Below are 21,617 nucleotides of genomic sequence, written 5' to 3'. Positions count from 1 at the left end.
CCGTGCGTGCCGGATGGTTTGTCGGAGGCACCTGCCCCTGATCCGTAGAATGGCTCACGCGCGGTCTCCTTCAGGCCCAGCAGGCCGCTTGTAATGAATAAGGGCAAAAACGCAGGGAACAAACAGCAGGGTGGCAATCGTCGCCACCAGAAGTCCACCAATCACAGCTTTGCCCAGCGGGGCATTGTCAGAATTGCTGATGGACATCGGAATCATACCGATCATCATCGCAAGCGCCGTCATGAGGACCGGACGGATACGTTCGTAACCGGCCTCAAGCGCTGCAAGGATGGCATCGCCATGATGATCCATCCGTTCACGGGCAAAGGACACCACAAGGATGGCATTTGCCGTCGCCGTTCCCATGCACATGATCGCGCCCGTCAGTGCGGGGACGGACATGGAGGTGTGCGTCAGGAACAGGCTCCACGAGATGCCACCCAAAGCTCCCGGGAGCGCCGTGATAATGACGAACGGATCAAGCCAGGATTGAAAGTTCACAACGATAATCAGGTAGACCAGCACGATCGAGAGCGCGAGGCCGCCAATCAGCTGGATATACGCATCATTCATCGTCACGGCCTGTCCACGGACGACCATAGACGAACCGTGCGGCAGCAGTTTGCGCTCCCCATCCACAATCCGGTTTACAGCTCGCGAAACCGTTCCCAGATCCATGTCTTCCGGCGCGGCGTAGATGTCGAAGACCGGCATGATGTTGTAATGCGCGACTTCAGCCGGTGTCCCGGTTTGAACCAGTGCACTCAAGCCACCCAGAAGCTGCGGTGTCTGGTTGGTCGGATTGCCATCTCCCTTGTCGATCGGAAGGATTTCCAGATCATTCATGGTCTGGAGATAGTTTGCGGGCGTCTGCACATCGATCAGCTGTGACGTTCCCTGCGCATTCAGGTAATAGGTCTGACCGACCTGTCCACTACCAGACAGCGTGACAAGGGCGTTCAGCGCCACGTCCCGCTCCGTAATGCCCGTTCCTAGCGCAAAGCTGCGACGGTTATTAACCATGATGGTCGGCTGCGTCATCGGCTCCTGAATTGAGACATCAGAAATACCCGGGATATGACGCAGCTTCTTGGCAAGCCGCGTCGCGAACTTGAAATTCTCACTCAGATCACGACCGACAACCTGCACATCAATCGGCGATGGCAGACCGAAATTCAGGATCTTGGCCGTCAGATCGCCCGGCTGGAACGTGAAGATGGTGCCAGGAAAATCATTCGTCAGTCCCTTGCGCAGGGTCCGGCGATATTCGGGGATCGGACTTTCAGAGTCACGGAGCTGAATGGTGATGTCGCAGTCCTGCGATCCGACAGTCGGAGACGGTATCATCGCCTGATTCAACTGACTGAAGGGCAGGCCGCAGTTGTTGACGACGTTGGTCACCTGCCCCGGCAACAGGCTCCGGATCCGACGCTCAGCCAGTCCGGCAATCTTGCCTGTCTCTTCAAGACGACTACCGATCGGAGCGCGCATATGCATCTGCAGCGTTCCGGATTTGATTTCCGGGAAGAAATCCTGACCGATGAACAGCAGCAGCGCCATAGAAGAAACGGCTGCCAGCAGGAACAATGTCACGAAGCGACCGCGGATCGAGATCAGGGTCTCGAGGATCGTCTTGTAGTGCTCACGAAAACTGGTAAAGCGCGCCTCGAAGCCTTCCTGGAAACGGCCGAAAATGCCGCGCTTGCGATTGTGCCATTCAGGATCGCGATGCATCCGCACCTGAGCTGCGAGCATCCAGTTCGCCATTGTCGGCACCAGCGTCCGCGACAGGATGAAGGATGCGATCATGGCGAAAATAATCGCCTCGGCCATCGGCATGAACAGCCAGCCGGAAATCCCCGTCAGCTCAAACAGCGGCAGCCACACGATACAGATACAGGTCGTCGACACGAAAGTCGGAATAACGATCTGGTTTGCCGCATCAATGATGGCGTTTTCCAGATCCTTTCCAGTCTCCAGATGCGTGTCGATGTTCTCGATCATGACGGTCGCATCATCGACGAGAATACCAACAGCCAGCGCCAGGCCACCCAGCGTCATCACATTAATGGACTGCCCGGCAATACTCAGCCCGATGATCGAACACAGCATCGCCAGCGGAATGGAGGTCGCCACGATAATGGTCGACCGCCAGGACCCAAGGAAAAGCAGGACTGTCAGACTGGTCAGGATCGCGGCCGTGATCATCTCACGCACCACGTCCACCACCGATTCCTTCACGAAACTCGACGCGTCCGTCAGGACATTCATCGTCGTCCCTGCCGGCAGAGTGGCTTCGACCTGCGGCAGAAGCTTCTTGATTCCGCTTACGACAGACAACGTCGAGGCATCGCCGCTTTTTAGGATGACGATCAGGACTGCCTGCTGCCCTTTTACAAGGACGGCATTGATCTGCGGCGGCCCTCCTCGATGAACCCAGGCGACATCACGCAGGTAGATCACAGAATTGCCGACCTGTTTGACCGGCATTTTGTTAAACACATCCAGATCAAGGGGCGTGGAATTCGTCTTCACCATCCAGTCCAGCTGACCGATACGCTGGTCACCCGCCGGAAGAACGATGTTCTGCAGGTTGAGCGCTGTGGCCACGTCTTCAGGTGACAACCTGTGCGCCAGCAGCTTGATCGGATCAATATCCACCATGATGTCCGGAGCCAGACCACCATACGGATTGGGAATGGCGGCCCCGGGCACGGAAATCAGTTCCGGCCGGATCAGGTTGGACGCCATGTTGTAGATTTCCGACCCGGACATGGTCGGATTGTTGACCTGCAGCGTCAGGACAGGAACGGACGAAGCGTCCATTGCCAGAATGAGAGGTGGGGTCGAACCGTTTGGTAGCTGCTTGATGACGGTCTGGGACACGGACGTAATCTGCGTCTGCGCAACAGCCGTATTGGTCCCCGGCTGGAAGAACACCTTCACGATGCCACGCCCGTAATAGGACGAGCTCTCGATATGCTCGATGTTACTGACCGTGGCTGTCAAAGAACGTTCGTAATAGTAAACGATACGCCCCGACATGTCCTCAGGCATCAGTCCCGTATAGGACCAGATAACCGCTACGATCGGAATTTTGATCGACGGGAAAACGTCCGTTGGCGTGGACACAATGGCCCTGACCCCGAAGATCAGGATCATGATCGACAGAACCACGAAGGTATAAGGCCGCTTCAGCGCGGTAACGACAATGGCATTCATGCGGTCAGACAACCCCTAGGGGCTCTTCCTGGTCCGGTCATTCTCAACGGGTGTCCCCTTGCAAATTGATCCGAGTCATATCCATCGGGACTCAGACGACAAGGAAAATTCTGTTTAAATATCAAGACACCCGGTAAATATTGACACACTAAGACACATTTCGATGCATCTCAGGCAGATGTCGGGTGGGCAAAATGCACGGTGAAAACCGCGCCGGGCAGCGCCTCTCCTGGCTGGGCAGAAACGATATCAACCGACGCGCCGTGCAGTCGGAGAATTGCCGACACCAGGCTAAGCCCCAGCCCACTCCCCGGAACATGACGGCTTTTATCCGAACGATAGAAACGCCCCATGACTGCCTTGCGTTCGTCCTCGGCAATACCAATTCCAGTATCGGCAACGCGCAGCCACCCTCCCCCATTCGGGTCCAGCCCTGCACTCAACCGAACCGTTCCCGACGCAGGAGTAAATTTGATCGCATTGTCTACAAGGTTGGCAAGAACCTCATTCAACAGGTCCCTGTCCCCGAAAAGTGGTACCGGCTCGTTCGAGTCCATCACTTCAAGCACAACGCCCTCGGTCTCGGCGATGGGTTCATACAGATCCACCACCCCCGCGAGCAGTTCGCGCAGATCCATCGCGACAAACCCGGCCCGGCGTCGGCCGTTTTCAATCTCGCCAATCCGCAGAAGAGCGGTGATGACAGAGAAGCACTGTTCCAGATCCAAGGCGGCACGTTCAATCGCGCCCTGAAGAGCCACTGGATCATTTGTAATGGCCGAAACACGCTCCAGCCGTGCCTTGACACGGGCCAAGGGCGTCCGAAGGTCGTGAGCAATGTCGTTACCCACATCCCGGATCTCGTCGAGCAGATGCTCCAGCCGGTCCAGCATCCGGTTAACAGAAACTGCCAAACGCTCGATATCATCGCGTTCGCGGCCGGTCGGCAATCGCTCGTGCAGATCGCCGTCCATAATGCGGTCGATCGCCTCATGCATGTCCTTGATCCGGCCCAGCGCACGATGACTCAGGAAAATCCCCGCCATCAGCGCAAATGCCACAACCGGCACAACAGACATCAGTGCAGCGCGCTTGGTGATATAGCGCAACTCGTTCGCCATATGCAGCGAGCGGGCCAGGACAAGGATGCGGTCCCGGTTTCCCTGCGTCCCCTCCACTTCAACAGCAAGATAACGCATTTCATACGGCGTATCACCCGGAGGCGCGTCCCACAGGCGCTGGGTCCGGGGGGAAACTTCAAGTCCGACAGGCCATTTCTTGATGTCACCAGCAATCCGGTTGCGGCTCATGTCAAACAGCGCCGCCCCATTGAGGATGACACGCAGATCGGTCTTGCTGCGCTCACGAACTTCATATTCGAGCTCTGCTGGAGTCTCGTGCACCAGCAGAGCGGCCTCGCGTTGCAGCAGATCCGTAGACCGCTGCTGTTCGTATCCGCTCATCTGCCCGTAAACGAGCCCGAACTGAAGCGCCATCCCGGCAATAATGGCCACGACAAACGCCAGTGTCAGCCGGAAAGTAGCCGTGCGGAAAAGATCAGCCCGGAACAGTTCGGAAAAGCGCAGTTCAGCCCGGGACACGCAGACTGAACCCGGCACCGCGAATGCTGTGAATAAGCGGGGGCTCGCCAGGCAGATCGATCTTGCGACGTAGCTTTCCGATATGGACGTCAACCAGATTTGTCTGTGGAACGAAACGGTAGTTCCAGACGTCCTCAAGCAACATGGTACGCGTCAGCACAGTATCTGGGCGACGCATCATGTATTCCAGCAGTCGGAATTCCCGTGGCAGCAGTTCGATCTCCTGTCCATTACGGAAAATCCTGCGTTCGATCAGATCCATTTCAAGCGGGCCAACCCGAAGCATCGTCACGCGACTGTCCGTCGGACGGCGCAGCAGTGCTTCCAGACGGGCGGCCAGTTCTTCCATGGCGAAGGGCTTGGTCAAATAGTCGTCGCCTCCTGCCTTGAGGCCACTCACCCGGTCATCCACCGCCGACAGTGCGGACAGCACCAGAACCGGTATGTTGATTCTCTGGGCACGGACGCTTTCGATAACTGTCAGTCCGTCCAGTTCCGGCAGCATGCGATCCACGATCATCAGATCGAACTGCCCGGTACAGGCGTGATCCAGCCCTTCAACGCCCGTTGCGGCCCTCGTCACTTCATAGCCGCGGGTCGTCAGTTCCTCTGCGACCTCAGCCGCAATGCTGTCGTCATCCTCGATCAGCAGAAGCCGGGGAGAGGGTTCGGGAAGGCGCTCAGGCGCCCCGGATTCATGTGCGGACGTCATGGTCATGATCTTCACATGGGGCAGCCTCCCATGTCATCCAATTAAAATCGCTCTTAGTAGGACGCTCAGGGCACAGTCGGCTCGTCCAGCGCCTCTTCCATTTCGTCCGCCGTCCCGTCGAGCGCCCGCAGACGTCGGCCGAGAACACGGGTCCGACGCCGGGCTTCCTCGATCGTGTTGCCCATGGTCCCGGCATTGCGATGCAGCCTTTCCAGAACCTGGTCCATCCGCAGCATTTCCTGCCGCGTGGCTCCCAGCAATCCGGCAATCGCCTCTGTCCGCTCCTCGAGCGTCAGCGTGACATACCCCAGATGCACGGTCCGCAGCATTGCCGGCAGAAGCGAGGGCCCCATCACCATCACCCGATGCAGGCGGCCAATCTCATCAATCACGCCGGGCATCCGGGCGATTTCGGCATAGAGCCCGTCCGTCGGCAGATAGAGCACGGCAAATTCGACTGTCACGGGAGGAAGAATATATTTCGAGGCAATCTTCTTGGCTTCGAACCGGATCACATTTTCCAGTTCCCGCCGAGCCTGACGCTCGGCCAGTGCATCCCCTGCTTCCGCCGCATTCAGCAACCGCTCATAGGCCTCGGTCGGAAACTTGCTGTCGATCGCAAGGCGCGGCGGCGTCTCCGTCCCCCGCACCGGCATTTTCACCGCGAATTCGACATTCTCCCCCGCCGTACCCAGCCGGAAGTTCATGTCGTAGCTGCCTGCGGGGAGAATATCGTCCAGAATGGCCCGGCACTGCGCCTCGCCCCAGCCCCCGCGCGTCTTCACATTCGAGAACAGCCGTTTCAGATCCCCGATCTGCGCCGTGACACTCGTCACCTCGCCCAGCGCCTTCTGCATGGCGCTGAACTGCTCCACCACGCGCTGAAAACTGGTCTGCATCTGCTTTTCAACCGCGCCGTGGAGCTGTTCATTCACAGTGGCGCGGATCCGCTCGATCTGTTCGTTCTGGCTCTGCGACATCTCGCGCAGTGCATCCGACAGCAGAAGCCGCCCTTCTGCCTGATCCTGCCCAAGATTTCGAGCCAACGTACTCAACCGCTCGCTGGTCTCCAGCCGGAACTGGTCCAACCGCCCGGACAGCACACGCTCGACTTCCGACAGATGCGCCCGATGATATTCGACGTCCTGTGAGCGTTCCTGCGCCTCACGTTCGAGCAGACGCTCGAACCGGCCACCGCCGTTACTCCCCCGCAGAACGGCTAGAAGCGCGACCAGCAGCGCTACGGCCACCACGATCCAGGGAAGAAACTGCGCCATTCCGGAAATATTCTCCTGCATGGCGCAGTCCTACCCGCTCATCGCAATACGGCCAATGCCGTAAGGCTTACGGCTGATGGATATTGCCGTAAGATGCAGCCCCGAGGCCCGGGCAGGAGCAGGGCGCACCAAGCGGAACCTGCGTCGGCATCTTGCAGGTGTAGATCCCGGCCTTGCAGGTATAGCCATAACCCGCGATCGGCGTTCCCGGTGCGACAGGACCAGAAGCCGCGGTGCCAACACAGGCGCCAAGTCCCAGAAAGGACAGACCGGCAGCAGCACTCAGAACATGACGGAAAACGGAACGAGACATGGTGGATGTGTCCTTGATCGGCCAGTTTCAGAAAACCGGAATTGGAAAAGCGAAAAACGGATCGCCGCCCCATCGGTTGCCGCGTGATCGGATGTCAGCATGGCAATCCTGTGGCAAGGGGCGGCTGACGCCCCAGACTGGTGAGCGACTAACGGTGCCCGGCAGCGGCCTGCCCTGCCGCAACACCACTCGCCCAGGCCCACTGGAAATTGTGACCACCCAGCCAGCCTGTCACGTCCACGGCCTCACCAATCGCGTAAAGCCCCGGAACATCCCGGGATTCGAGTGTCTGGGACGACAGGTCCCGCGTATCGATCCCACCGCGCATGACTTCCGCCTTGGCGTAGCCCTCCGTCCCGGCAGGACGAAGCTGCCAGTTCGAAACCCGCTCCGCCAGCGCCTTGATCGCACGATCCGGCTGGTTCGCCAGCATCGTATCCCCCAGCCCGACAGCCATCGCGCGCGCCAGCCGCAGCGGCAGCGCTTCCAGCAAGCTGGGCGGCAGGGCTTTCGGACGGTCTTTCTTGACCTTCAGCAGCACGTTCAGCGCATTCTGCCCCGGCAGCAGATCGATCTGCGCCGCATCGCCGGTCTCAAGATAGGACGAAATCTGCAGGATCGCCGGGCCTGAAACGCCTCGATGCGTGAAGACCATTCCGTCCTCGAACCGCGGCCCTTTCTTACCCACGCGCGCCACGATCGGTAGCGACACGCCTGCAAGCTCCGGATCGGCATCCGCAAGAACCAGCGGCACGAGTGCAGGCGCCGTCGGCACAACCCGCAAACCGAATTTCCGCGCCAGCCGCAGTGACAGATCCGACGCCCCAAGCTTGGGGATGGACAGACCACCTGTGGCAAGGATCACCGACCCAGTCCGGATTTCGCCGCCGTCTGTTGAGACAATGAAGCCGTGCTCTGCCTGCCGCACATCGAGAATGCGCGTTTGCATCCGAAGCTCACACCCGGCGGTGCGGCACTCCGAGATCAGCATGTCCACGATCTGCCCGGCCGAGCCATCACAGAACAGTTGCCCTCGCGCCTTCTCATGCCAGGCGATGCCGTAGCGGTTCACCAGCTTGACGAAATCCTGCGGCGTGTATCGGGCCAGAGCAGAACGCGCGAAATGACGGTTTTGCGAAATGAAGCAGTTGGGACCGGTCTCAAGATGCGTGAAATTACACCGGCCACCGCCCGAGATCAGGATCTTGCGTCCCGGCTCCGGCCCGTGATCCAGAATCAGGACACGCGCCCCATTCTGTCCGGCCGTCGCCGCAGCCATCAGCCCCGCTGCGCCGGCTCCGAGCACAATCACATCGGGGTTCATCATGGGCAGCCTCAGAAATCCAGATTGGCGTAATGCGCCGGCGGCGTGATGCCACTGACCTTGTCGGACAGAAGACCCCGGAAGCAGGGCCGGGATTTCACCCGGGCATACCAGTCTTTCGCGGCAGGCGCCTTGGACCAGTTCACGTCCCCGATGAAATCCAGCGCGGACAGATGCGCCGCAGCCGCGAAATCGGCGAGCGACAGAGCAGGCCCCGCCAGCCAGGACCGCGTCTCTGCCAGCCAGCCGATATAATCGAGATGAAAGCGCATGTTCGCATAACCGGCCCGCAGCGCATTGCCGTCCGGGTGACCGCGTCCGAACTGGCGCTTGTCCACCTTTTCGCCCAGCAGGTTCCGGGTGACTTCCTGTGCGAAGCGGGTGTCGAACCAGTCCACCAAACGCCGCGTCTCGACGCGCTCGGCGAATGTACGCCCCAGAAGCGGCGTATCGGGATAGGCATCTTCCAGATATTCGCAGATGACTCGCCCGCCCGGTACGGCCAGACCATTTTCCTCAACCAGCACAGGAACTTCGCCCGCGGGATTGAGATGCAGGAATTCCTCGCGCTGCTCCCAGACCCGTTCAATGACAGGTTCGAACGGGAGTCGCTTCTCTGTGAGGGCGAGCCTCACGAGACGGCATTGCGGAGAAAGTGGAAGGTGATGCAGGATACGCATTGCCACTTTCTAAGTCAGCCGATACCCGCTCACAAGAGCCTCACCGACTGCCCGACACAGGTCCGACGATTTTCACGATGCCCGATCCCGTTTCTGCACCCTCTTCGAACGCCCCCATGCGCATCCGTGCACGCGGCCGCTCCTTCCTTGCACTCGTGCTGTCTCCCGAAGGTCCCCTTTCCTCGTGGCTGGAAGGTCTCGACTACCAGATCGCCCGCTCGGGTGGCCTCTTCACCGGAAAGCCGGTCATTCTGGACCTCGGCCTCCTCAACGAAACCACGCCGGGCCTGTCGACATTGCTGGGCGATATCCGAAGCCGCGGCGTTCGGATCATCGGTATCGAGGGGGGAAGCCGCCACTGGCCCGCGGTTGCGCACTGGGACTGGCCCGAAACCCTTGATGGTGGCCGTCCAGCCGGTGAAGTCGAGATTCCGGAAGATCCCTCCGCAAGTGCGGCAGGCCCGGTTTCCGGCGGTGGGACGCTGATCATCGACCAGACCGTACGCTCAGGTCAGAGTATCCAGCACATGCAGGGGGACGTGATCATTCTCGGGTCCGTATCATCAGGCGCTGAAATCGTGGCCGCGGGCTCCATCCATGTTTACGGAACCCTGCGCGGGCGGGCGATTGCCGGCGTGGGTGGACAGTCGCAGAGCCGTATTTTCGCAAGCCGCATGCTGGCCGAACTTCTGGCTCTCGACGGCTATTATGCCGTCACGGAAGACATTGATCCCTCCATTCTGGGTCAGGCCGCGCAGGCCGCCCTGGACGAAGACCGGGTCCGGGTCCTGCCGCTACCTGCATAAGCCGAACTGTGAATTGATTGGGCCTGCCTTGAAAGCACCCCTATTCGCAGGTTGCCGCAGGGCGTAAAACTTTCATAGAATGCGAAACCGGTTGCGGTACCCCGTCACAGGCAACCGCATACCGCAAAGACGTTTTTTTGGAGTATTCATGGCCAAGGTTCTGGTTGTCACTTCCGGCAAGGGTGGCGTCGGCAAGACGACATCGACCGCCGCGCTCGGCGCCGCTCTCGCTCAGAGCGGGCAGAATGTCGTGGTGGTTGATTTCGATGTCGGGCTGCGGAACCTTGACCTGGTCATGGGCGCAGAGCGTCGGGTCGTTTTCGATCTCATCAATGTCGTACAGGGTGACGCGCGCCTGTCGCAGGCTCTGATCCGTGACAAGCGCTGCGAAACACTGTCCATCCTTCCCGCGTCCCAGACCCGTGATAAAGACGCGCTGACGTCAGAGGGCGTTGCCCGCGTGATGGATGAACTTCGCGAGAAGTTTGACTGGGTCATCTGCGACAGCCCGGCCGGGATCGAGCGTGGCGCCCAGCTTGCCATGTATCACGCCGACACGGCCGTGATCGTCACGAATCCGGAAGTCAGCTCCGTCCGTGACTCCGACCGGATCATCGGCCTGCTCGACAGCAAGACCAAGAAGGCCGAACAGGGCGAGAAGGTCGACAAGCACCTGCTTCTGACCCGCTACGACCCGGCCCGCGCCGCGCGCAAGGAAATGCTGAGCGTCGAAGACGTGCTCGAAATCCTGTCCATCCCGCTGCTCGGCATTGTTCCGGAAAGTGAAGATGTGCTGAAGTCGTCCAACGTCGGTGCTCCCGTTACGCTGGCGGCACCCACGAGCCTTCCTGCCCGCGCCTATTTCGAAGCTGCCCGTCGCCTGAACGGCGAGAAGCTCGAAGTCTCGGTTCCAGTCGAGAAGCGCGGTTTCCTTGACTGGCTTTTCAAGAGGGACGCATGAGTTCATGAGTTTTCTCGCAAATATTTTCGCCCGGCGTCAGCAATCCAGCAGCGTCGCCAAGGACCGCCTGCAGATCCTGCTTGCCCATGAACGTGGTGCAGGTGGTGAAACGGGCGAGTCCGATCTGATCCGGCAACTCCACAAGGAGATCATGGAAGTCATCGCGCGCCATGTCGCCGTTGATCAGGACAAGGTCCAGATCAAGGTGGACCGCGGAAGCGGCTGCTCCATGCTCGAAATTGACGTCGAAGTTCCTCAGGAACTCAGCGGCAAACGGGCCTCCTAAACCTCACCTCAGGACCCCCACTGCGGCCGAAGCGCCGCGTCTGAAAGAACGGAACATTACGGATGAGCGGCTTTCTCGGAAATCTCATGAACCAGGCAGCAGGCGCAATCGGCGGCCAGCTTGGCGATAAATTTGGCGGCAGCATCGGTGACTTCCTCAAGGGAGACGGCCTGAACATGCTCATCAGTCAGGCGCAGAGCGCTGGACTGACCGACAAGATCCACTCCTGGATCGGAAACGGCGAGAACCTGCCCATCACCACGGACGAGCTGCGTAACCTTCTAACGGACCAGCAGATTCAGACGATCGTGTCCAAGACGGGTCTGCCCGCCGGAACGATCCTGCCGGCTCTGGCACAACTGCTTCCCGCCGCGGTGGACAAGCACACGTCGGAAGATCAGACACCGTCCACGACGGCCTGAATTAAAGCTTCGACGCACAAGCGGTCAAACGCCCCGGTGGAGATGATCCACCGGGGCGTTTTCATATCCGCAGTCAAGTCTTCTGACCTTGCGGCAGGGCATTGTAGGGCTGCGTCTGTTCAATCGGAAAGCGGATCAGAAGATAGGGCGTGACTCTGCGGTCAGTCCCCTCGTTGAACGAAGCAAGACGGTTCCACTGCCCGAACGTGCAATAGACATAATCCGCGGTCGCAAAGATTCCGTCCGGGGAAAGGGCGCGGGGATCACGGAGCATCATCTTGAACGTTCCATCCGGATCGCGCCGCAGAATACAATCATGCTCGTAGTTGGTTGTATAAAGCCGATCCTGGGCATCCAGTGCCAGACCGTCCGCCACCCCCTTCTCGCCCTCATCGCGGATCGCAGGAGCCAGAACCGCATCGTCCGAAGCAGGATCGGCCAGAAGATCCACCGGCAGGCTGTAGAGCCGCCGACTGGTCAGGGGAGAGAAATAGAGGCGCTTCTCGTCCTTCGTCAGGGCAATACCATCAACGCCACCGGATACAAGTTGTGGATGACCGGGGATGTAGCGTCGGGGCTCCCCTTCCACAATCGCCAGAAATCCCGTCTCGGGCAAAATAGCTGGATGCGTCGTCAGAACCCGGCGAGCCTGCTGTGTCGCAACATCGACAATCACAAGCCCGGGCTTTGTCCCGAAGGATGAATCCGTCACGAAAACCGTTCCCTGCGCGCCGCGGGAGAGCGATACACGCAGGTCATTCATATGACTGTCCGGCAGGAGAACAGGCGCTTTCAGAATGATCTTGTGGGCCACACGGTTCGTTGCCGGATCAATGCAGACGATCTTCGCTGCGCCCGGCTGCAGGGGATGTCCGGCACGCTTGCCGTCATCAATCACCCAGAGGCGACCCTGACGATCCATCGTCATACCATGAACGGACACAAGGCATTCTGCCGGAACATTTCCGGGAAGGCTCATTGCCGCACTGGGATAAGGCATGACCTTCCCATCCACCAGTTCGCCAAGCGTTGCGCCCTTGTGATCCACGGCGTGACGGGGAAAGCCTACAAAGGTCCTGCCGTTTGGAAGAACCACGATCCCCGACGGACCAGGGCCATCAAATTCGGCAACAATATCGAGCTCCCCGTAAGGACCTGTACCGTTATCCTCGTTTCCAGCGGCACGCGCCTGAGAGCCTGGCAGAGCCGCCGAAACCGCAAGTGACGCTGGGGCTGCCGAAGCGGCCCGCAGAAAATGACGTCGCTTCATGCACATCCTCCCGAAATCCATTTACAAGACAAACCGTTTCCATAACGCCCGATCCGTGGGAAGAACGCCACAGGTCCTACAAAATGTGATCAGAATATTTTCGGAAGCGGAAAATTATGTTGACCTTCCGCAAATACGAAACGATTTTGTATTTCGTATATATTACTAACAAATTGCGTGGTAAAAGTGCTGACCCAGCTTTCCCTTCGTCATATGACCCTTCTGGGGACTTCCCTTCTCGGCTCTGCGTTCGTTCTCATGATGGACGAAAGCCGGGCTGCAACAACGCAGTCCGTCCCGGTTCAGCACAAACAGGCCCATACGACCCCGGCGGCTCAGAAAGCCAAACCCCGACAGATACCGAAACCCGCTCCGGAGGTTTCAGGGGGAAGCGAAGCCATCGTCGTGACGGGGACGCGTGAAGTCGGCAAAAAGGCTCGGGATTCCATAGCTCCCGTTGATATCGTCACAAATCGTCAGCTGACGGGAACCGGCCAGCCGACCCTGCGCGACTCTCTGGCGCTTCTGCTCCCGTCCCTCACCGTACCGACAGGCGGTTTCGATGCCGGCGCGCTGACCGATACGATTGCGCTTCGCGGCCTCAACCCCAACGAAACGCTCATTCTGGTCGATGGCAAGCGGCGACACACCACGGCCAATATGTATGCCGACGGTGGCCCCGCACAGGGCTCCACACCGGTCGATATCGACATGATCCCCATGTCCATGATCGATCATATCGAAGTCCTGCGTGACGGTGCGTCCGCCCAGTATGGTTCGGACGCCATTGCAGGTGTGGTCAACATCATCCTCAAGAAGCAGAACCATGGTCTGACCATGCGCTCGAACACGGGAATTACGAGCGAAGGCGATGGCTTTCAGCAAGGTGTGTTCATCGATGGCGGGTTAAATCTGAACAATCGCGGTTTTGTTCATATCGGCGGCGATTTTGTGCATCAGGACCACACAGTCCGGTCCGGTGCCGACAATCGGACCAATACCTATGTCAATCAGCTCCTTGGCCAGCCCGAGCAGACCCGTGAGAGCGTTGCCCTCAATGCGGGCTACGACATTACTGACAACGTACAGGCCTATGCCAGCGCAACCTATGCGCATCGGCACGCGGAATCGTACCAGAACTACCGGCTACCCTCCACGCTCGCTAAATACCCTGGCTATGCCGCGATTTACCCTTATGGCTATGCGCCCGTCGAAGCCCTGAACGAAGATGACTACGAACTGACGGCAGGCTTCAAGGGGACGCTGGCAGGCTGGCACTGGGACGTATCCTCGGTTTTCGGACGGGACTACGACGCTTTCGACACCCAGAGCTCGACCAATGTGGGTCTCTATACCGCCACGGGCCAGACCCCGACATCCTTCGCCGCACAGTCCTATAATGACACCCAGTGGACGAACAGCGTCGATCTCAGCCGCAAATTCCACACATCTCTCTGGCCGTACGCCATCAACGTGGCTGGCGGCGCATCATACCGCTATGAAGCGTATGCAATCGGCACCGGCTCTCCGGCCAGTTACAGCTATTCCAGCTCGGATGGTTTTCCTGGCACCAATCCGGCCAATGCCGGCAAGTGGTCCCGTGACGTTGCCGCAGGCTATCTCGACATTTCCACCAACCTCATGAAGCACTGGCAGGTCGATCTGGCGGGGCGTGTCGAGCACTACACGGATGTCGGCAACACCAAGACCGGCAAGATCTCGACCCGGTACGACTTCAGCCCGCGCTTTGCGATCCGCGGCACCTTCAGCAATGGCTTCCATGCCCCGACACTGGCGCAGGAGCATTACTCCGCACTGTCCGTTTCTCCCACTGCCGCCAGCGGCATTATCGCTGCGAACTCTGCTGGCGCCCTTTCCAACGGGGCATCGGCGCTGAAGCCTGAGTCCTCCACGAGTGCCGAAGGTGGCATCATCGTCGAGCCGATCAAAAAGCTGCACGTCACCGTTGACGTGTATCAGATCGACCTGCGGGACCGCATCATGCCGGGTGGAACAATCTATGGATCAGATGCTTACAATGCACTTAAGGCTGATAATTTCAATCTGCCACCAGGATCCGAAACCTGGACGGGCAGTCAGCTCGCCACACACTGGTTCGCCAACGTCGCTAATACCCGGACGCAGGGCCTCGACCTGACAGCGACCTACCCCACCGATTTTGGACGATATGGTCATGCGGACTGGGATGTCGCGATCAACCTGAACCGGACGCGCCTGCGCCATCAGGCCACCAGCACGACCGGGGCAGCGCTTCTGAACGCCCAGTATATCGCCTATCTCACCACGGCGTACCCGCGCAGCAAGATCATCTTCGGTGGCACCTGGCGTTCCGCCCAGAACAAATGGGCTGTCTCCGTTCATGAGATCCGTTACGGCGAAACGACGTCCCAGCTCACGTACTACACGGGGCCCTATACCTACTCCACGAGCCACTTCCTGGAGTTCCCGAATGTGCCAAAATGGACGACAAATGCCTCTGTCACATACAATATCACTCCCAAATGGAGTGCTACGATCGGTGGGAACAATATTTTCGCCAAGTTCCCGTCTGTTGTGCCTGAGGGAAATCGCTATCTGGGGGTGCCCAAATATTACATGAGCACGTCCCAGCTTGGCATGAATGGTGGTTATTACTATCTGGATGTCTCGGCACGCTTCTGAGCAGCCACAAAAAAAGCGGAAGGTACTCCCTTCCGCTTTTTCCTCACCTGTCCGGTTTTTAGCCGGGAACGCCGGTTCCGCCCGTGGCGCCAAAGATCTGGCCGGTCAGATAACTGCCATCCGTACTGGCAAGCTGAACATAGAGCGGAGCAATTTCCGCAGGCTGTCCGGGCCGTTTGAGCGGAACGGTGGACCCGAACTTTTCAACTGCAGACATCGGCTGCCCTCCACTGACCTGCAACGCGGTCCAGAACGGTCCGGGTGCGACCGCATTGACGCGGATCCCTTTTGGTACAAGCTGTTTGGCAAGGCTCTTTGTCAGATCGGCAATCCCGGCTTTCGTGATGCTATAATCCACCAGAATTTCTGAAGGGTCATAGGCATTGGTCGAGCTCGTGTTCACGATGGAGCTTCCCGGCGGCATATGCGGAATAGCTGCCTTGATGATCCAGAACAGCGCATAAAGATTGGTCTTGAGTGTCCAGTCGAAATCCTCGGTCGTCAGATCGAGAATGCTCTCATGATAGTGCTGTCGGCCGGCGCAGTTGATCAGACAGTCCAGACCACCCAGTTCCCGGGCTGCATTGGCAACCAGCTTCTGACAGAATTTTTCCGATCGTATGTCACCGGGAAGTGCCACGGCCTTGCGTCCGGCATTGCGGATGAGCTCGACCACTTCCTTCGCATCTTCCTCTTCAGCCGGAAGATAGGAAATGGCGACATCAGCGCCTTCCCGAGCAATGGCAATCGCCGCCGCGCGGCCCAGCCCGGAATCCCCTCCCGTGACAAGCGCCTTGCGTCCCGCCATGCGGCCCGAACCGCGATAAGACGTCTCACCATGATCCGGGCGCGGCGTCATTCTCGAAGCAAGACCTGGCCAGGGCTGCGGCTGAGCCTGAAAGGGGCCGTCCGTATAGCGCTTGGCCGGATCAGAGAGCGGCGGAGCACCGTTTTCTGCTGACATGGAAGGATCGGCCGCTTTGGCCCTTCCGCCCGCTGCCGCGGCGGCGGCAAGCCCCAGAGCCGCGCCTTTCAGAACCTTGCGACGAGAATCATCGGAATTCCGTTCAGTCATGAACCTGTCCTTATCCAGTCTCCACAGGCCATCCCGTAAAGGGCGACACTGCAGATCATTAATGTCTGACGGATACAAAACAGGTTCGTTGAGCAGGAAGTTTCCCTAAAAAATCGGTTCAGAACGCCCTGCCCAACTGACAGACCTCTGAAATCAGGTTTTCCTGACCGTACAAAGCGACGCAATGTGTCGTCTGCACAGAGCCATATCAGGGGATGCACTTTGCTTGCAGGCCAGCTCAAAAGCTTGCGTTTCCCGCGCTGCCAGTGCCAGGGCCGGCAGAGACCAGCGGTCAAGTGCCTGACCAAAGGCGGCCGTGCGTTTGAAGAATACAGGAGGTTTGAGGGCTTTCATGGCTTCGGCGCGCCCCTGGCCGTCCTGCACACCCTGCGCAACTTTCTGAAGCCGCACGAGAACACCCAGAACCGTTCGTGCAACTGCAACCGGATTAGCACCATCGGCCAATGCACGCTCGAGCGCCTGATCTGCCATCATGCGATTTCCACACAAGGCTGAAAAAGCTGCGTCCTCCAGTGAATTGCCGCCAGCGTCGCCGACACAATCCTGAACGGCCTGAAGATCCAGACGACCGTTCGCACCTGCGTACAAAACAAGTTTTTCGATCTCACCTCGTACGCCGCTGCGGTCAGCCCCGAGAACACCTAGAAGCCACACCATGGCATCGCGGTCGATCGTAACACCATCCTGCCCTAGAGCTTCGCTTACGGTCTGGGAGAGAGCCCGCCCCTCCTCAGGGTAGCAGGCAATAGACGCAACTTTTTTATGTGCTTCCGCCAGAGCGCGCAGTTTTGAACGCGCTGTGATGCCCGAAGCCTCAATAACGAGCAGAGCATCCGTTTCGGTATCCAGGACGCGTTTGAACATGGGCGCCAGACTGTCCTGTCCGTCCCGCACCCAAACCACGCGCCGCCCACCGATCAGGGAAAGTGCTGTGGCCTCTTCTTCGAGACGATCCTGGGTTTCCCGATCCAGCTGGGCAACCTGGAACGGGTCATCAATCGTCCCTGCCACCAACCGGACTGCCTGAGCGGCCCGTTCACGGATAAGGCCGGTATCCTCCCCGTGAAGCACTATGGCCCGCCAGGAACCAGCATCGGCCAGTGTCCGCCCGATACTCCGCGCGTCAATCTTCACCACTTACTGAGGAGACGTACTGGTCGTGCTTCGTGACAGACGGCCCGTTGCGGAAGCCGGGAAGCCATCCACGCCAGTCCGGTCAGTCGCAGAGTTCCCGTTATCGTCCGGCATGCGATCGGTATTCAGATAACGCGGCAATTCATCAGGCGCTGCCTTTTCAGGCATGTTGTGGTTTCGGAACCAGATCGCAATCTGCTGGGTCACAGTCTGCGCAAGGGTATCCGAAACGCGCGCCTGAAGCGTTTCATCATTCAGCGTCTGCGCGAAATACTGCTCGAAACTGGTGTTGAAACCGTCCAGCGTCGTCGCATCCCCCTGCGCCAGCAGACGGGGATTCTGCTCCACGGTAATGAGGACCCAATGCGCGGCACCAGTGCTTCGCGTCCGGCCGGATGTATTGTCCTGATGGATGTCAATCGCTTCCTCATTCATGCCGGAATAGACTTTCAGCATGTATTTATGAGGATCTTCCGGCCCGGCACCCGCCAAATTCTTCTGTAGGGCGAGACGCAGTTCCTGACCGTACCGCCCCGGAATGTTGTCCACATAAATCTGTGCCAACTCTTCCGACATATCGGATTTCGGGGTCAGCTTCCCATAGAGGGGTGAAAAGCCACACCCCCCCAACAAAAGAAAAGCCGTAAGCAGAAAGGCGCCGCGTCGTTCAGACATCAGCCTGCCACCACGAAGTTGACGATCCGGTTGGGAACATGGATTTCCTTCACCAGTCGCTTTCCTTCAAGCAGACGGGCCACATTTGGCTCATTTTTCGCTGCTGCGAGCACCTCGTCCTTCGGCGTGTTGGGGGGGACTTCAATGGTCCCGCGCAGCTTGCCAAGAATCTGTACGCCTATCGTGACACTCTGCACGGCCAGCCATTTCTCTTCGGCTTCCGGCCAGGAACGTTCCACAACCAGCGCACTGCCGGGCTCCAGAACGGCCATCATGTCCTCTGCGAGGTGAGGCATCATGGGCGCGACAAGAAGGCAAAGAACCTGCGCCGCCTCACGACGGGCCGCTGCGATGCCGGCCCCTTCGACACGTTCCGCATCAGCCAGCGCGGAGGTCAGCTCATGCAGACGGGCCACGGCGACATTGGGCGTAAAGGCTTCGAGGGCTTCAGCCACCGCGGCAATGGCCCTGTGCGTGACACGACGCAGGTCATCTCCGGCCGCCCCATGCACGCTGTCCGCTGCATCACGGGCAGCCACAGCCGACACGAGGCGATGCAGCCTCTGACCAAAGCGGGCAGCAGCGGCAACGCCTGACGCCGTCCACTCCATGTCCCTTTCGGGCGGGCTGTCGGAGAGGACGAACCACCGCGCTGTATCCGCGCCATAACGCTCGATGATGTCGACCGGAGACACCGTGTTGCGCTTGGACTTGGACATTTTCTCCGAGCGACCGACCTGAACCGGTGTTCCCGTCTCACGACGCACGACCTGATCACCCTGACGCTCGACCTCTTCAGGATACAGCCAGCCACTGTCGTCCCGATAGCTCTCATGCGTCACCATGCCCTGGGTGAAGAGACCGGCAAATGGCTCGTCCACATCCAGATGCCCGGTTTCATGCATCGCCCGCGTGAAGAAACGGGCATAGAGCAGATGCAGGATCGCATGCTCGATGCCACCGATATACTGATCGACCGGCAGCCAGCCATTGGCAGCCGCCGGAACCGTTGGCGTTTCGGCATGCGGACTGGTGAAGCGGGCGAAATACCACGAGCTGTCAACGAAGGTATCGAATGTATCGGTCTCGCGGACAGCAGGCTTGCCGCAATGCGGGCAATCCACGTGCTTCCAGGTCGGATGGTGATCGAGGGGATTTCCGGGACGATCAAACGTCACATCTTCCGGCAGGATCACGGGAAGCTGCTCGTCAGGCACCGGAACCGGACCACAGGTGTCGCAGTGGATGACGGGAATGGGGCAGCCCCAGTAGCGCTGCCGGGAAATACCCCAATCGCGGAGACGCCAGTTCACAACGCCCTGGCCAGCTCCCAGACCTTCAAGTCGCTCAATAACTTTCGTCCGGGCCGCAACAGGATCCAACCCGTCAAGGAACCCTGAATTGAAAAGTGTCGCATCGCCTGAAACCGCTTTTTTGCCCAACACAAAGGTTTCGGCATCCTGTCCAGCAGGGAGCAGAACCTGCGGAACCGGCAGGTCGTATTTGCGTGCGAAATCGAGATCGCGCTGATCGCCACACGGGCATCCAAATACGGCGCCCGTGCCGTAATCCATCAGGACAAAATTAGCGATCCAGACAGGCGCCGTCTTTTCGGGATCAAGCGGATTGGCCACACGCAGGCCTGTGTCGAATCCGCGCTTTTCGGCAGCTTCAATTACTTCTTCGGACGTTCCGAGACGGCGGCATTCCTCAATGAAGGCTGCTGCCTGTGGATTGGTCTCGGCAACTTTGCGGGCCAGAGGATGTTCCGCCGAAATCCCGACGAAGCTCAGACCGAACAGGGTATCAGGACGCGTTGTGAAAACTTCGACGCTGTCGAGATCCTCGTCATACCCTGCAGGTGGCTGATGCAGGGCAAAGCGGACCCGTGCGCCTTCCGAACGACCGATCCAGCGCTCCTGCATCGTCCGCACGCGTTCGGGCCAGCGATCGAGCGTCTTCAGATCATCGAGCAGGGGCTGGGCGAACTTCGTGATCTTCAGGAACCACTGGGAGAGCTTTTTTTTCTCGATCAGCGCTCCGGAGCGCCAGCCGCGTCCATCCACGACCTGCTCGTTCGCGAGAACCGTCTCATCGACGGGATCCCAGTTGACCAGAGAATCACGCCGCTCGACCAGTCCAGCTGCCAGCATGTCGGTGAACAGCTTCTGCTGCTTGCCATAATATTCCGGCAGGCAGGTCGCAATTTCCCGCTCCCAGTCCAGCGAGAACCCGAGGCGCTGGAGCGTGCCGCGCATGGTGGCGATGTTGTCCATCGTCCACTTGCCCGGATGGACGTTCCGCTCACGCGCTGCATTTTCCGCCGGAAGACCGAAAGCATCCCATCCCATGGGATGCATGACGGCAAAACCACGGGCGCGCTTGTAGCGCGCGACCACATCCCCAAGCGTATAGTTCCGGACATGTCCGACATGGAGCTGCCCCGAAGGATACGGGAACATTTCCAAAACGTAGTATTTCGGGCGGTCAGCAGGAGGAACATCCGGAACCGCAAAGGCATTCTGCCGCTTCCACTCTTCCTGCCAGAACGGCTCGCGGCTCTGGAAATCGAATGCGGGGGCTGTGGTATCGCTCATGTCTGGCTCAGTTATCCCGCTCACCGTTTTCGGCACGCAGTTGGCGCGCCCGTGTCAGGATACGGGTGGTGATATCAGAAGTCGTGGTTGCGGAAACAGGAGTATCTTCCCATTGCCCGTCCTGAAGTACCTGTCGGAACACAGAGACCCGCAGGGCATCAGAGCGCAATCGGCGATCCAGCACATAAGCGGCAATCTTGAACCGCTCGTTCTGGCTCGCAGAGGGCTGATACCAATCCGTCAGAATGACGCCACCAACCGCATCGGCCGATGCCAGAGGCATGAAGGACAGGGTATCGATTGCACCACGCCACAGATAGGCGTTCACACCCCCCCGCAGTTCGTCAGCGCCACCTTCAGCACCGCGATCTACCCCGAGAAGATGATTGCGAGGCGCGGTCAGGGTGCTGGGATCGCGTCCGCCGCCACAGGCAGCCAGAGCGCCAAGAGCCAGAAAGCCCATAGCAAGACGAGGGATCGGTCGATGAAGAGGTCGAAGAACGGTCAACTGGATGCGAGACATCATGTGTGGTCCTGCGGGCCGCGCCAGGGCCGGTCA

Annotated in this window: 18 protein-coding genes; 5 read left to right on the top strand and 13 right to left on the bottom strand. The window is 59.2% G+C overall.

Going from position 1 to position 21,617, the window contains the following annotated elements:
• Positions 1 to 54 precede the first annotated feature (54 nt).
• From JK202_RS04145 to JK202_RS04115, 7 genes are all read right to left on the bottom strand, one after another.
• Positions 55 to 3,222: an efflux RND transporter permease subunit gene (locus JK202_RS04145; RefSeq protein ID WP_211558496.1), complete on the bottom strand. Its 3,168-nt coding sequence runs from the start codon at positions 3,220 to 3,222 to the stop codon at positions 55 to 57.
• Between the two features lie 170 nt (positions 3,223 to 3,392).
• Entirely contained in the window at positions 3,393 to 4,793 is a 1,401-nt protein-coding gene (locus JK202_RS04140; protein ID WP_211558727.1) for a HAMP domain-containing sensor histidine kinase, read from the bottom strand.
• A 16-nt stretch (positions 4,794 to 4,809) separates the two neighbouring features.
• The gene (locus JK202_RS04135) at positions 4,810 to 5,535 is read right to left on the bottom strand and encodes a response regulator transcription factor (protein ID WP_211558494.1); all 726 of its coding nucleotides are present in this window, start codon (positions 5,533 to 5,535) and stop codon (positions 4,810 to 4,812) included.
• A 65-nt stretch (positions 5,536 to 5,600) separates the two neighbouring features.
• Entirely contained in the window at positions 5,601 to 6,833 is a 1,233-nt protein-coding gene (locus JK202_RS04130; protein WP_211558492.1) for a DNA recombination protein RmuC, read from the bottom strand.
• Positions 6,834 to 6,879: 46 nt separating this feature from the next.
• Positions 6,880 to 7,125, bottom strand: coding sequence for a hypothetical protein (locus tag JK202_RS04125; protein WP_211558490.1), 246 nt, complete (start codon positions 7,123 to 7,125; stop codon positions 6,880 to 6,882).
• A gap of 148 nt (positions 7,126 to 7,273) precedes the next feature.
• Positions 7,274 to 8,449 carry an aminoacetone oxidase family FAD-binding enzyme gene (locus JK202_RS04120; RefSeq protein WP_211558725.1) on the bottom strand — a complete coding sequence of 392 codons (1,176 nt, stop codon included), beginning with the start codon at positions 8,447 to 8,449 and terminating at the stop codon, positions 7,274 to 7,276.
• 11 nt (positions 8,450 to 8,460) lie between these two features.
• A complete protein-coding gene (locus JK202_RS04115; protein ID WP_194254972.1) occupies positions 8,461 to 9,129 on the bottom strand; it encodes a glutathione S-transferase family protein in 669 nt (222 codons plus the stop codon).
• A gap of 77 nt (positions 9,130 to 9,206) precedes the next feature.
• On the opposite strand from JK202_RS04115, the gene minC reads away from it, so the two are divergent.
• The 4 genes from minC (at position 9,207) to JK202_RS04095 (ending at position 11,604) form a co-directional block, all read left to right on the top strand.
• Positions 9,207 to 9,935, top strand: coding sequence for a septum site-determining protein MinC (minC, locus tag JK202_RS04110; RefSeq protein WP_211558488.1), 729 nt, complete (start codon positions 9,207 to 9,209; stop codon positions 9,933 to 9,935).
• A 148-nt stretch (positions 9,936 to 10,083) separates the two neighbouring features.
• The gene (gene minD / locus JK202_RS04105; RefSeq protein ID WP_211558486.1) at positions 10,084 to 10,896 is read left to right on the top strand and encodes a septum site-determining protein MinD; all 813 of its coding nucleotides are present in this window, start codon (positions 10,084 to 10,086) and stop codon (positions 10,894 to 10,896) included.
• A gap of 4 nt (positions 10,897 to 10,900) precedes the next feature.
• Positions 10,901 to 11,182, top strand: coding sequence for a cell division topological specificity factor MinE (minE, locus tag JK202_RS04100; protein ID WP_211558484.1), 282 nt, complete (start codon positions 10,901 to 10,903; stop codon positions 11,180 to 11,182).
• A 62-nt stretch (positions 11,183 to 11,244) separates the two neighbouring features.
• Entirely contained in the window at positions 11,245 to 11,604 is a 360-nt protein-coding gene (locus JK202_RS04095) for a YidB family protein (protein ID WP_211558482.1), read from the top strand.
• A gap of 73 nt (positions 11,605 to 11,677) precedes the next feature.
• On the opposite strand, the gene JK202_RS04090 is transcribed toward JK202_RS04095, so the two are convergent.
• Complete coding sequence (locus JK202_RS04090; RefSeq protein WP_211558480.1) at positions 11,678 to 12,874, bottom strand: SMP-30/gluconolactonase/LRE family protein; 1,197 nt, start codon at positions 12,872 to 12,874, stop codon at positions 11,678 to 11,680.
• Between the two features lie 258 nt (positions 12,875 to 13,132).
• Here JK202_RS04090 and JK202_RS04085 point away from each other — a divergent pair, with 258 nt between their 5' ends.
• On the top strand, positions 13,133 to 15,556 hold the full coding sequence (locus JK202_RS04085) for a TonB-dependent receptor plug domain-containing protein (protein ID WP_408872138.1): 2,424 nt from the start codon (positions 13,133 to 13,135) through the stop codon (positions 15,554 to 15,556).
• A 58-nt stretch (positions 15,557 to 15,614) separates the two neighbouring features.
• On the opposite strand, the gene JK202_RS04080 is transcribed toward JK202_RS04085, so the two are convergent.
• The 5 genes from JK202_RS04080 to JK202_RS04060 form a co-directional block, all read right to left on the bottom strand.
• Positions 15,615 to 16,631 (bottom strand): SDR family oxidoreductase, encoded by a 1,017-nt coding sequence (locus tag JK202_RS04080; protein ID WP_283091771.1) that lies wholly within the window; start codon positions 16,629 to 16,631, stop codon positions 15,615 to 15,617.
• 153 nt (positions 16,632 to 16,784) lie between these two features.
• Positions 16,785 to 17,786, bottom strand: a complete 1,002-nt coding sequence (gene holA, locus JK202_RS04075; protein WP_211558478.1) for a DNA polymerase III subunit delta — start codon at positions 17,784 to 17,786, stop codon at positions 16,785 to 16,787.
• 3 nt (positions 17,787 to 17,789) lie between these two features.
• Positions 17,790 to 18,461, bottom strand: coding sequence for a hypothetical protein (locus JK202_RS04070; protein WP_211558476.1), 672 nt, complete (start codon positions 18,459 to 18,461; stop codon positions 17,790 to 17,792).
• Entirely contained in the window at positions 18,461 to 21,058 is a 2,598-nt protein-coding gene (leuS, locus tag JK202_RS04065; protein ID WP_211558474.1) for a leucine--tRNA ligase, read from the bottom strand. Before leuS ends, JK202_RS04070 begins: the two co-directional genes overlap by 1 nt.
• A gap of 7 nt (positions 21,059 to 21,065) precedes the next feature.
• A complete protein-coding gene (locus JK202_RS04060) occupies positions 21,066 to 21,521 on the bottom strand; it encodes a DUF3576 domain-containing protein (RefSeq protein WP_249199650.1) in 456 nt (151 codons plus the stop codon).
• Positions 21,522 to 21,617: the final 96 nt, after the last annotated feature.

Origin of the sequence: Gluconobacter sp. Dm-62, from assembly GCF_018256155.1 — a bacterium.
In the GTDB taxonomy this organism is placed as follows: domain Bacteria; phylum Pseudomonadota; class Alphaproteobacteria; order Acetobacterales; family Acetobacteraceae; genus Gluconobacter.
This window is presented reverse-complemented; position numbering and strand designations above follow the sequence as displayed.